The 11,937-nt window shown below is 68.8% G+C and carries 10 protein-coding genes and 2 tRNA genes; 8 read left to right on the plus strand and 4 right to left on the minus strand.

Annotation, left to right across the window (positions count from 1 at the left end):
• The 3 genes from ACWEQQ_RS43585 to ACWEQQ_RS43595 form a co-directional block, all read left to right on the plus strand.
• The coding region (locus tag ACWEQQ_RS43585; protein WP_452352371.1) for a 3-hydroxyacyl-CoA dehydrogenase family protein at positions 1 to 414 on the plus strand (414 nt) is incomplete at its 5' end.
• A gap of 56 nt (positions 415 to 470) precedes the next feature.
• Positions 471 to 1,289 carry a helix-turn-helix transcriptional regulator gene (locus tag ACWEQQ_RS43590; protein WP_452352372.1) on the plus strand — a complete coding sequence of 273 codons (819 nt, stop codon included), beginning with the start codon at positions 471 to 473 and terminating at the stop codon, positions 1,287 to 1,289.
• A gap of 45 nt (positions 1,290 to 1,334) precedes the next feature.
• Positions 1,335 to 2,252: an SMP-30/gluconolactonase/LRE family protein gene (locus ACWEQQ_RS43595; RefSeq protein WP_452352373.1), complete on the plus strand. Its 918-nt coding sequence runs from the start codon at positions 1,335 to 1,337 to the stop codon at positions 2,250 to 2,252.
• 66 nt (positions 2,253 to 2,318) lie between these two features.
• On the opposite strand, the gene ACWEQQ_RS43600 is transcribed toward ACWEQQ_RS43595, so the two are convergent.
• Both ACWEQQ_RS43600 and ACWEQQ_RS43605 read right to left on the minus strand, forming a co-directional pair.
• On the minus strand, positions 2,319 to 2,801 hold the full coding sequence (locus ACWEQQ_RS43600) for a hypothetical protein (RefSeq protein WP_452352374.1): 483 nt from the start codon (positions 2,799 to 2,801) through the stop codon (positions 2,319 to 2,321).
• A gap of 305 nt (positions 2,802 to 3,106) precedes the next feature.
• A complete protein-coding gene (locus ACWEQQ_RS43605) occupies positions 3,107 to 3,616 on the minus strand; it encodes an SRPBCC family protein (protein ID WP_452352375.1) in 510 nt (169 codons plus the stop codon).
• 57 nt (positions 3,617 to 3,673) lie between these two features.
• Between ACWEQQ_RS43605 and ACWEQQ_RS43610 the strand changes: the two genes are divergently transcribed.
• Positions 3,674 to 4,276, plus strand: a complete 603-nt coding sequence (locus tag ACWEQQ_RS43610; protein WP_452352376.1) for a TetR/AcrR family transcriptional regulator — start codon at positions 3,674 to 3,676, stop codon at positions 4,274 to 4,276.
• A 22-nt stretch (positions 4,277 to 4,298) separates the two neighbouring features.
• On the opposite strand, the gene ACWEQQ_RS43615 is transcribed toward ACWEQQ_RS43610, so the two are convergent.
• Both ACWEQQ_RS43615 and ACWEQQ_RS43620 read right to left on the minus strand, forming a co-directional pair.
• The gene (locus tag ACWEQQ_RS43615) at positions 4,299 to 5,042 is read right to left on the minus strand and encodes a pirin family protein (protein WP_452352377.1); all 744 of its coding nucleotides are present in this window, start codon (positions 5,040 to 5,042) and stop codon (positions 4,299 to 4,301) included.
• Positions 5,043 to 5,145: 103 nt separating this feature from the next.
• A complete protein-coding gene (locus ACWEQQ_RS43620) occupies positions 5,146 to 6,363 on the minus strand; it encodes a molybdopterin-binding protein (RefSeq protein WP_452352378.1) in 1,218 nt (405 codons plus the stop codon).
• 265 nt (positions 6,364 to 6,628) lie between these two features.
• Between ACWEQQ_RS43620 and ACWEQQ_RS43625 the strand changes: the two genes are divergently transcribed.
• The 4 genes from ACWEQQ_RS43625 to ACWEQQ_RS43640 all read left to right on the plus strand — a co-directional run bounded on the left by ACWEQQ_RS43625 (position 6,629) and on the right by ACWEQQ_RS43640 (position 11,883).
• Positions 6,629 to 10,846 (plus strand): molybdopterin-dependent oxidoreductase, encoded by a 4,218-nt coding sequence (locus ACWEQQ_RS43625; RefSeq protein WP_452352379.1) that lies wholly within the window; start codon positions 6,629 to 6,631, stop codon positions 10,844 to 10,846.
• Positions 10,847 to 10,976: 130 nt separating this feature from the next.
• Positions 10,977 to 11,390, plus strand: a complete 414-nt coding sequence (locus ACWEQQ_RS43630; protein WP_452340435.1) for a pyridoxamine 5'-phosphate oxidase family protein — start codon at positions 10,977 to 10,979, stop codon at positions 11,388 to 11,390.
• 276 nt (positions 11,391 to 11,666) lie between these two features.
• Positions 11,667 to 11,739 (plus strand) — tRNA-Leu (locus ACWEQQ_RS43635).
• 68 nt (positions 11,740 to 11,807) lie between these two features.
• Positions 11,808 to 11,883 (plus strand) — tRNA-Arg (locus ACWEQQ_RS43640).
• The last annotated feature ends 54 nt before the right edge of the window (positions 11,884 to 11,937 follow it).

Below are 11,937 nucleotides of genomic sequence, written 5' to 3' on the forward strand. Positions count from 1 at the left end.
GTGCTGCCGCTGGTCGAGATCGTGGTGACCCTCAAGACCGACCGCGAGGTCGTCGACAAGGTCACCGCCTACGCCCGCGACATCCTCGGCAAGCGCACCATCGAGTCCAAGGACCAGGCCGGCTTCATCGTCAACGCCCTGCTGATCCCGTACCTCTGCAGCGCGATCCGCATGTTCGAGACCGGCTTCGCCAGCGCCGAGGACATCGACGAGGGCATGGTCAGCGGCTGCGCCCACCCCATGGGCCCGCTCCGCCTCACCGACACCGTGGGCCTCGACGTCACCCTCGCGGTCGCCGAATCCCTCTACGCCGAATTCGGCGAGCCGCAGTACGCACCCCCGGTGCTGCTGCGCCGCATGGTCGACGCGGGCTACCTCGGCCGCAAGACCGGCCGCGGCTTCTACACCTACTGACGCCGTCGGGGCCGCCGCCGGGCAACCGGCGGCGGCGAGCACCTAGCGTGGTCGGCATGACCGGCAACGAGCTCGGCGATTTTCTGCGCGCCCGCCGCGCGGCCCTGCGCCCCGAGGACATCGGGTTGATCTCGCACGGCCGCCGACGGGTGGCGGGACTGCGCCGCGAGGAGGTTGCCGAGCTCGCCGGAATGAACAGCGACTACTACACCCGCCTCGAACAGGGGCGGGAGCGCCACCCGTCGGCGCAGATGCTGGAGGCGCTGAGCGGAGCGCTGCGACTGAGCGAGGCTGTGCGCGAACACCTCTACCGCCTCGCGGGGGTGGCCCCGCCCGCGCGACATCCGAGCCCCGACGAGACGGTCAGCCCCACGCTGCGCCGCATCGTCGACGGCTATCCGGCCGCGCCGGCCCTGGTGCTGAACCCGGCCATGGACATCCTCGCCGCCAATGCCATCGCCCGCGCGTTCTTCTCCGGATTCCCGTGCGTCGACAATCTGGCCCGCATGACCTTCCTCGAACCGGCCGCTCGCCGGTTCTGCGCCGACTGGACGTGGACCTGCCAGGCCATGGTCGCGGGCTTCCGGCAAGCGGGGGCGTTGTATCCGGACGATCCACGCCTGCGTCACGTGGTCGCCGAACTCACCACGGCCAGTACCGAATTCGCCGAACTGTGGCATTCCTACACGCTGTGCACCGCGACGACCGAGCCCCGGGAGTTCTGCCATCCCGACGCCGGTCAGCTGTTCCTGACCTACGAGTCCTTCGATGTGCGCGGCGCCGCGGGCCAGCGGCTGATGGTCTATCAGGCCGAGCCCGGCAGCCCGACCGCCGCGCGCCTGGTGCGCCTCGGCGCTGCGCAAGCCTGGGTATAACGCACCCAGGCAACCGATCGGTTCTGGTACCTACCATCACCGACCGTGAAGCCATTCCCCCACACGCACACTCGGCCGTACCGGATCGCCGCGGCGAGCGCGACCCTGCTCGCGGTGGCGGCCGCCGGTCTGGCCGCGCCGGGAACCGCGCGGTCCCAACCTGTTTCATGCCCTGCTGTCACCGTATCGACCGTCGCCACCGCGGTGATCCCGTTCGTCGACTGGGCCGAGAACCTCGGATTCGACGCACAGGGCAACCTGTGGGTCGCGCGGCTGTACCGGAATGAAGTGCAGCGCTACGACAATGCGGGCCGGGTCACCGCGACCGTCCCGGTCAGCTCGCCCGGCGCGATCCGCCTCGGCCCCGATCAACTGCTGTATGTCGCCTACGGCGACAACTCGGTGAACCTGCTGCCCGGCCGTCACGACAGCGGTGTGGTCCGTTTCGACCCGACTGCCACCACACCGGTTCCCGAGACCTTCGTCGTCGGCCTGAGCATGGCCAATGGTGCGGCCTTCGACGCCGAGGGCAGCCTGTACGTCGCCGATACCGGGTCCGGGGTGGTCCGGGTCCGGCGCGATGGCACCGTCGACACCGAGTGGTCGGCACAGGCCAAGATATTCGGCGTCAACGGCATTGCCGTCCACGGTGATTCGATCTACACGACGGTCTATCTCACCCCGCAGGGCAGACTCGTCCGGATCCCGATCGCCGACCCATCCCGCCAGAGCACCACTACGGACACCCCACTCGCCGACGACCTGGCGGTGGGCCCCGGCGGATTCCTCTACACCGCCACGACGTCCGGCACCCTGCTCCGCGTCGACCCCGACACCCACACCAGCTGCACGCTCTTGACCAGGGACCCGCTGGCCGCGGTGGCGACGGTCCCCGGCTCAGACCGGGATCTCATGGTTGCCACCGGCCGCGGTGACGTGCTTCGCGTACGCCTCGACGACTAAGTCGGGTGACTCCTGGCGGAAGGAGCCGGCTCCGCAGGCGGTCTGTGCGTGCGCGTCGTGGAAGGTTCAGGGCCGCCGAGCGGGTCCGTCCGGTGGTGGAAGATCGGGGTCGCCGCCGCTGTCCGGTGCGGATCCCTCACCCGCGGCGGGCCCGATTCTGCGGGGGCGAGCCACAGGCCGAATACCGGTGGCCGGGGCATCGTCACCGGCTCGCTTGCGCCGCATGGCGCCGAGGTCGATGACACTCCCCTCCTGTTCGCCGCTACCCGAATCGGTGACCGGAGCGGGGTACGGCCCCGGGCCGGGGTCGACCGGCCACCACCCGGTCTCACGCTGCAGCTCGGATCGCAGCACCGGCCGGGTCGGTGCCGGATCGTAGACCGAGCCGCCTTCCGGACGCCACGGCTGGTGCGGACGCTCGACGGCTTCTTCGTTCTTGCGCCGCGGGCGACGCGGCAGCCTGGTGATCTTCGACGAGGCATCCCCGGCGTCGGCGTTGCCGCGCTCGGCAGCCTTCAATGCCTCGAGCTGCCTGCGTAGCCGTTCCACGGCATCGAACCTGTTCCCGCCGGGTCCGGGCAGGGATCCGCGTCCTGGTACTTCCCGATCCGACATCGACCTAGCCGCCGACGGGCGCCGCGGCACCCGCTCCCGCCACGACCGCCCGAATGCCGAGCCGATCTCCGAACTTCTTCTTCATTGCGTCGCCCACGCACCCATTCTCCCTCAGTCCCGCCGCAGCCGTTTCGCCCACTCGGTTCCGGCGATCACGAGCCCACTTTCCGTACGAATCTGCCCAGTGGGTAGTTCGCACCTGGGCCTGACGATCGAGGGTTGACTGTCAGGCCCAATCTCTAACCTGCGAGCTCCCTTCGGCCCTCGGCGGTGTGCACACGTGCGCGGAGGAAGCGAACGTAGCCGCTGTGGACGCTCCTCGGCGGCGTGCCCGGAACCAAGGCTGTCTCCGCGAGGTCGAGGGAGTCTTCCAGCAGGGCGTCGTGCAGCCATCGCCACACGAGTGGCCACGCGAGCCGATCCATTCCGCGCGTCCGCATCACCAACTCGTGTGTCAGGCGGGTGTGCGTGGCATCCACCTCTTCCACGACGAATCCGTGCGTGCCGTCGAAGCCGAGCGGGCGACGGAAGCGAAACAGCACCTCACGTCCCGGAACGTACTTCACGCAGGTGTACCGGATCGGACCATGGCCGCCAGATGCGTCGACTCCCAGTGGCCGATCGAATCGCATCGCGGGCCATCGGTCGACCGGCCACAGCCGGTCGTCGTCGGTCGCCAGCGTGTCGAGTAGCCGACCAACTGCCTGGGCTTCGGCCGCGATCACCCGGCTGTGGACGTTGCGAATCATGATTCCTCCATTTAGCGATTACTCTCCAATTCCCAATTGGAGGATACTCTCTAGAACATGTCGAGGAAACCTGCGCATACCGCGGACTCACTACTGGACGCCGCGGCGAAGATCGCTGCGGCAGCCGGCGCCGGCGCGGTCACGATGAGTGCGGTAGCGGCAGCCGCGGGTGCGCCGAGCGGCTCGGTCTACTACCGATTTCCCGACCGGGCGGCACTGCTGGCCGGTCTGTGGTTGCGCACGCTCGATCGATTCCAGCGCGGGTTCCTGGTGGCGCTGGAGGTCGATCCGCCGCAGGAGGCCGCCGTCCAGGCCGCGCATCACGTCATCGACTGGTCGCTCCGCCACCCGACGGACGCGGCGGTCCTGCTCGCCGGACCGGAGTCGTTCGGATCCGCACAGTGGAGTGCCGAAGCCCGCGAGGCGGCCGCGGCCCGGCAGACCCGGCTGAACGAGGCCGTGCGGATTCTGGGCGATCGCCTGCACTACCGCAGCCGGGCCGACCGCGAACGGCTGGCACTGCTGATCATCGAATTGCCGTACGCGGCCGTGCGGCGCAACGCACGCAAGCCTGATGCCGATCCGGCCGGGACCGCCGCGGCTGTCGACCGGATCGTCCGTGACGCGCTGAATGCTGAGTCGCCCGTGGTCGAGGGCTGACGCATCGGTCGACGCACGGCGATCAGGCGAAGGTCGTGTGCATCTCCCAGATCAGCAGTTCGCTCGGCTCGACAGCGGTGACCCGATGGCCGCCGGTGGCGGTCAAACGCACAGCGTCGCCCTGGGTCAGCACCCCGGAGCCCTCGAATTCGACACTCCCCCGCGCCACGAAGACGTGGCCGTAGGGCGCGTCCGGAATCTGCACCGTGTGGCCCGGCTCCAGGCGCGCCGCGTGGAAGGCCGCATACCTGTTTCCGATGACGATCGCCGCCCGATCGCGGTCGCGTGGGATGCCCGATGCGACGGTGATCAGCGAGTTCCCTGCCAACTCCGCGGCGATGTCCCGCTCCTGGTATCCGGGAGCGGCTCCGGGCTCGTGGGGCGGCACCCACATCTGCACGACGTGCAGGCGCTGCCGCTCCAGCAGGCCGGCGCCATTGCGCTCCGAATGCAGAATCCCGGTGCCCGCGCTCATCCGCTGCGCCATACCGGGATGAATCAGACCCGAGTGACCCGCCGAATCCTGGTGGACCACCGTCCCTTCCAGCACCCAGGTCACGATCTCCATGTCACGGTGCTGATGGGTGTCGAACCCCTCGCCGGGGTCGACGATGTCCTCGTTGTGGATCATCAGCAGCCCGTGGGCATTCGCCGCCAGATCGAAATTGCCGGTGGCCGGGAACGACTGCCGGGAATCGAGCCACTCGTTCCGCCAGCGCCCGCGATCCGCGCCCGGCACAACCCGAACACCCGCTTCGCTCACCACTCACCTCCGCAACCGATCCCTCCCGCCTCTGTAACCCTGCGGGCGAGCCGGCATTCCCGACCGTGACGCCGAAGCGGGCTCCGCGGATCGAGCACCGAACGAGTCACCGTGGCAGCGGCAGCAATTCGACCAGGGTGCCGCGGCCGGTTCCCGGCGGGAGGAGTGCCAGGGCGTGGGCGTTCAGGAGGTTGGCCAGGTGTGGGGTGCCGACAACGCCGATGGCCCGCCACACTCCGCCTTCGACCTGCCGGACGGGCACGACGCGGGTGCGGTCGTGGTCCGGGGTCGCCGCGTCGGCAATGCGACCCCAGGACACCGCCGAATCCTGGCGGCCGGTGAGGATGTGTGCCAAGGCCCGCCCGGTCACCAGTGTCGCGGCGACGGCGGCCAGGGGGTTGCCCGGCAGGGCGAGCAGGATGCGACCGCCGGGCAGGCGCGCAACCAGGTGAGAACCGCCCGGGCGCATGCGAACACCATCGATCAGGATGTGGGCGCCGATTTCGTCGAGGACATCACGCAACCGGTCGGCGGCGCCGCGCCCGGTGGCTCCGACGGTGATGGCCAGTTCCGCGTCGGTGTCACGGTCGAACCAGGACCGCAACAGTGCACGGTCGTCCGGGAGCCGGGTCAGGTTTCGGACACCGATGTCGCAGTGGCTCAGATAGTGCGGCAACGCGGTGCCGAGTGCGTCGCGGACCTGGCCGGGCCGCAGGGCTCCGGTGGCGCGGATCTCGTCGCCGGTGAGGAGCAGGTCGGCGCGCAACGGGCCCCGGACCATGGCGATAGGTGTCTCGGCGCTCTGCGCGACGGAGATGACGGCGGCGTTCACCCGGACACCGGCCCGTGTCAATTCTTCTCCGCCGGACCAGGATTCGCCCCGGCGGCGAATGTCGTTGCGGCGCGGTACGCCGGGGGCGAGCGCGATCGCCGCCTGCCCGCCGGCCCGCTCGACGTGCACATGTTCCGAGCGCACGACCGCCGTGGTCCCGGCCGGGGTCAGGGCGCCGGTCGCGATCCGCACCGCCTCGCCCTCGGCGAGCGAGATACCCGATTGCCTTCCCGCGGTGCACGATCCGATGAGCAGCCGCCAGCGCGGCCCGTGGCCACTGACCGCGAACCCGTCCATGGCCGCGGTGTCCGCGGCCGGAAGCGCCGCCATGGCGGTCAGCGGCTCGGCCAAGGTCGCGCCGAGCGCTTCGGACAGCGCCGCGTAGCGCGCGGGGATGGCCGGCAAGGCCGGGCGCAGTACCGCGTCGATCTCCGCCACCGTCACCTCCGGTCCGGTTGCCGGCCTGGCGGATCGGGCCTGTACCGCGCTCACGCATCACGTCCTTTGCGATGATTCGACTGATATCCATAAATCCTCGGATACGGAGATTTCGCCGGACTTTCTCCGTAGTTGCCGCAGCATTTCCGGCATCTCACCCGAATCTGCGGTTCGTTGTGCGGGCCTTCCGAACGCACAGGCAGCCCGACCCCATGGAGAGGTGAACGTAACCGGGCACGTGACCATCCGGTAACAGGCCGTTCCTAGCGTGGCGGTGAAGACCCACGAACACGGAGACGCGAGCGGGGAGGAATGTGCAGTGGCGGCAACCGATTCCGGAGCGGACGCGGGCCCAGTGCGGACGGTGTGCTCGTACTGCGGGGTCGGATGCGGGATCACCGTGGAACTCGACGCCGGTCCCGCCGGACCCCGGATCCGCAAGGCGACCGGCGACAAGGCGCATCCCGCCAATGGTGGCCGGTTGTGCACCAAGGGCGGCAGCCACGCCGACATGATGGCGGCCGACGGCCGTTTGACCACCGCGCTGGTTCGCGCCGAGCGCGGGGCGGCACCACAACCGGCTGCCCTCGACGCCGCGATCACCGACGCTGCTCGACGCCTGCGCGCGCTCATCGACGAACACGGTCCCGATGCGGTCGCCCTGTACGTCTCCGGCCAGATGACGCTGGAAGCCCAGTATCTGGCGAACAAGCTGGCCAAGGGATTCATCGGCACCAATCAGATCGAGTCGAATTCGCGGCTGTGCATGGCCAGCGCGGGCAGCGGCTACAAGCTCTCCCTCGGTGCGGACGGACCGCCCGGCTCCTACGACGACTTCGACCACGCCGACGTCTTCTTGGTGATCGGCGCGAACATGGCCGACTGCCATCCAATCCTGTTCCTGCGCATGATGGATCGGGTCAAGGCCGGGGCGAAGCTGATCGTGGTGGACCCGCGCCGCAATGCCACCGCCGACAAGGCCGATCTGTTTCTGCAGATCAAACCGGGCACCGATCTCGCGCTGCTGAACGGCCTGCTGCACCTTTTGATCGAAAACGGCCACACCGCACCGGATTTCATCGCCGAGTTCACCGAGGGCTGGGAGGCGATGCCCGAGTTCGCGCGGGACTACCCGCCCGAGGCCGTCGCCGAGATCACCGGGCTCGCGGCCGCCGACATCCGCCGGGCGGCCGAGCTGATCGGCACCGCGGGCGAGTGGATGAGCTGCTGGACAATGGGTCTCAACCAGTCCACCCACGGGACGTGGAACACCAACGCCCTGATCAACCTGCACCTGGCGACCGGGGCCATCTGCCGCACCGGCAGCGGACCGTTCTCGCTGACCGGCCAGCCTAACGCCATGGGCGGCCGGGAAATGGGCTACATGGGACCGGGACTGCCCGGTCAGCGGTCGGTCCTGGTCGATGCCGATCGGGAGTTCATCGAACGGCTGTGGCAGGTGCCGCCGGGGACCCTGCGCACCGACGTCGGCACCGGAACCATCGACATGTTCGCGAAGATGGCGGCCGGACAGATCAAGGCCTGCTGGATCATCTGCACCAATCCCGTTGCCACCGTGGCGAATCGCAAGACCGTGCTGGCGGGGCTGGAGGCCGCCGAGCTGGTGATCACGCAGGACGTGTTCGCCGACACCGAGACCAATGCTTACGCCGACATCACGCTGCCGGCCACCCTGTGGGTCGAAGCCGAAGGTGTGATGATCAATTCCGAGCGCAATCTCACGCTCGTCCGCAAGTCGATTCCGGCGCCCGGCGAGGCCATCCCCGATTGGCAGCTGATCGCCCGAATCGCCTGCGCCATGGGCTATTCCGACGCCTTCACCTACACCGATGCCGAGCAGATCTTCGAGGAGATCAAAGGCGCGTGGAATCCGAAGACCGGCTACGACCTGCGTGGAGCCACCTACGATCGGCTCCGGGAAGGACCGCTGCAGTGGCCGATCGCACCGGAAGGCCCCGCCCGCAACCCGATCCGCTACCGCGACGACGCCGCCACACCGCGACTGCGGTTCCCCACCGCGTCCGGTCGTGCGGTGTTCTTCCCGCGCCCGCATCTGCCCGCCGCCGAACTGCCCGATGACGACTACCCGTTCGTCCTCAATACCGGACGGGTCCAGCATCAGTGGCACACCCTGACCAAGACCGGCAGGGTGGCCAAGCTCAACAAGCTCAATCCCGGACCGTTCGTCGAGGTCCATCCCGACGACGCATCGAAACTCGGTGTCGCCGACGGGGATTGGGTCGAGGTGGCGTCCCGGCGCGGCCGCGCCGCGCTGCCCGCGGTGGTCACCGATCGGGTGCGGCCGGGCACCACGTTCGCACCGTTCCACTGGAACGACCTGTTCGGCGAGTATCTCGCGGTCAATGCGGTCACCAACGACGCCGTCGACCCGATCTCGCATCAGCCCGAATTCAAGGTGTGCGCTGTCACTCTCGCGAAAGTCGCCGCACCGGTCCGGCCCGAGTCGGAACCCGCCTCGAGCACCGAAGCACTGGCCGCGGCCAGCGTTGCAGCCTCCCCTGGGCCGGTAGCACCGACAGCGGACGGTCGCGCAGCAGCGGCCGCCGCTGTTCTGGGCATCACCGACCTCGCGGCCCCTGCCCTCACCGAAGTCGAATCAGCTTATATGGCAGGATTTCTCGCCGGTGTACAGCGCACCGGCGAGGACGGCTTGCTGCCCGCCGTTCCCCCATCGAATCCGTTGCGAGACACCACCGCGGCGTGGGTCGACGGACTGTTGGCGGGGATGTTCACGCCACACCAGCGAACCCACATCGACTCCGCCGCACTGCCATCCGCGCAGACGTCGACGCTCACGGCCGTCGAGCCCTCGGCACCGGCACGCCCGCTGGTGATCCTGTGGGCATCGCAGACCGGCAATGCCGAGGAGTTCGCCACCGAAACCCTCGCCGCGGCGCTCACCACGCCGAGCCGGGCGCCCGTTGTGCACGCCATGGACGCCGTGTCCGCCGCCGACCTGCCGCGCGCCGCCGATCTGATCGTCGTGAGCAGCACGTTCGGTGACGGCGACGCTCCCGACAATGGGGCAGGATTCTGGGACACCCTCACCGCCCTGCCCGAATCAGCGCTCACCGACACCCGATTCGCGGTCCTGGCCTTCGGCGACTCGAACTACGACGCCTTCTGCGGGCACGGCAAGCGTCTCGATCAGCGCCTCGGCGAACTCGGCGCCGCGCGCCTGATCTCGCGAGCGGACTGCGAGCCCGACTACCACGACACCGCCACCGCCTGGCTCGACAAGCTACGGACCGCACTCACCGAAACGTCCACGGCGGCCATCGAATCCGTCACTCCGACAGCGGAACCCGCACCGGTGGCGCTCGCCACCGCCTCGGCAGCGTCAGTGCAGGCTGTCACCGTGCCGGCGCCGACTGCCACGCGAGTCGGGACGGACCAGCCCCGGGGACGACTGGTGGGCAACCGGTTGCTCAGCCTGCCCGGCGCGCAGAAAGAGGTGCGGCAGTTCAGTTTCGATCTCACCGGTACCGGGCTGCAGTACGAGGTCGGGGACGCGCTCGGTGTGCGACCGGCCAACGATCTGGGACTGGTGTGGGAGTTCCTGGCCACCACCGGACTCGACCCCGCCGCCGTCGTCGAAATCCCCAAGGTCGGGCCACGTCCGTTGTCGGTCGCGCTCGAAGACCATCTCGACCTGACCAAGGTGACGCCGGAGCTGCTGCGCTACCTGGCCGAACGCAGCGCCACCCCGTACCTGAGAACCCTGTTGCGCCAGGACAACAAGGGCGAACTCGCGAAATGGCTCTGGGGCCGCCAACCGGTCGACATCGCCGCCGAGCATCCCCGGCTGGCCGACCCACAAGGCTGGGCGGACATGCTCAAACGCATTCAACCGCGCCTGTATTCGATCTCCTCGAGCCCGCTGGCCGACCCCGGCATCGTGCGCACCACCGTCTCGGTCGTCCGGTATCCGGGCCCGACCGGACGCCCCCGCGGCGGTCTCTGCTCCACCTACCTCGCCGACGCGGACACCGACCAACCGCTGGCCCTGCACATCCAGCGCTCACCGCACTTCCGGCCGCCCGACGATCCGGCCACCGCCGCGATCATGATCGGCCCCGGCACCGGCGTCGCACCCTTCGTCGGGTTCCTCGAACACCGGCGAGCGCGGGGCGACCAAGCGCCCAACTGGCTGTTCTTCGGCGAACAACACCGCGCCACCGACTTCTACTACCGTGAGGAGCTCGAACGACTCCAGGGCGGTGTCCTCACCCGGCTCGACCTCGCCTTCTCCCGTGATCAGCGCACCAAGATCTACGTTCAGGACCGTATGCGCGAGCACGGTGCCCAGCTCTGGAGCTGGCTGGATTCCGGCGCCCACTTCTATGTCTGCGGCGACGCCGCGCGCATGGCCAAGGACGTCGACACCGCGCTGCGGGAGATCGTCGCTCATCACGGCGACATGGATGCCGCCGATGCCGATGCCTACGTCAAGAAACTCGCCGCGGACAAGCGCTACGTCCGCGACGTCTACTGAACTCGCCGACCTGGTCCGAAGCAGTCGCCCCGACATCCGAGAATCGCACTTGCGGTGCATCAGGGCCGACAGAACCTCATCCGCGGAAGAATCGGCTCTCCGGCACCGCACATTCGCCTACGCTTGGTGAATGAACGTGCCGGACCTACCAGCGGAACTGGTCGATCTGATCGGCCAGTACGAGTTCGCCTTCCTGGTCAGCATCGGCGACCTCGGACCGCACACCACGCCGCAGCACCCCACCCTCACCGGCGGCAGCTTCACCATCACGGCACCCGGACCCGTGACCTGCCGCAATATCACCGCCAACCCGGCAGTCACCCTGCTGTGGCCACCAGCCACCGCCGACGGTCACGCACTCATCATCGACGGCCACGCCACCCTGCGGGACTACACCCTCGAGATCGCGCCGACCCTGGCCGTACTCCACCACACGGCCACCTCGACCGCGACATCCCGGCGATGCGCGGACTGCCGGCGCTTCAACCTCGCCCCACCCGCCCAACTCAGCCGCCTCGGCCAACTCCCCCGCACCGGAAGCTGACCACCGAACCTCCACCCCCAACTCCTAAAATCGTTTTACCGCTTCGGATCCCGCCGCTACCGTGTTTCCAACACCTCCACCCGACGACACCGGAAAGGCGGCCCCATGACCGAGCTGATTCAGCCCGCAACCACGTTCAACCTCGCCCGCCTGCTCCGAGTCCGACTCGGCGCCCGGAGCGTCTCCTAGCGGCCTCGGCATCAGCGCCCCGCCAGGGTCGCTTCCGGGCAAAACGCCACGGAGAGCGGCCCTTTCCCATATCCCCTCACCCCCCATTCCCTCGTAGCCCAAAGGTAGAGGCAACGGTCTCAGGTGCCGTCAAGTGTGAGTTCGAATCTCACCGAGGGAACCCAACTTTCACGCCCCGCGCACCTCAACGCGGAGTAGATGTCAACGGCGACATCCGCGCGGGGCCCGGTGCCCGTAGCTCAGCGGAGAGAGCGCCTGCCTACGAAGCAGGAGGCCGAAGGTTCGAGTCCTTCCGGGCACACCAGCTTTTGATGAAGCGTGGCCGCGCCGATGAATTTCGGGTGGATCCGTCGTCGAC

The sequence above is a fragment of the Nocardia sp. NPDC004123 genome, from assembly GCF_053603795.1.

Bases quoted from the DNA above. Each gene is read 5' to 3' on its own strand.
- ACWEQQ_RS43610 (WP_452352376.1), top strand. From the start codon at position 3,674: ATGTCGAGGAAACCTGCGCATACCGCGGACTCACTACTGGACGCCGCG.
- ACWEQQ_RS43590 (WP_452352372.1), top strand. From the start codon at position 471: ATGACCGGCAACGAGCTCGGCGATTTTCTGCGCGCCCGCCGCGCGGCC.
- ACWEQQ_RS43605 (WP_452352375.1), bottom strand. From the start codon at position 3,616: ATGATTCGCAACGTCCACAGCCGGGTGATCGCGGCCGAAGCCCAGGCA.
- ACWEQQ_RS43630 (WP_452340435.1), top strand. From the start codon at position 10,977: ATGAACGTGCCGGACCTACCAGCGGAACTGGTCGATCTGATCGGCCAG.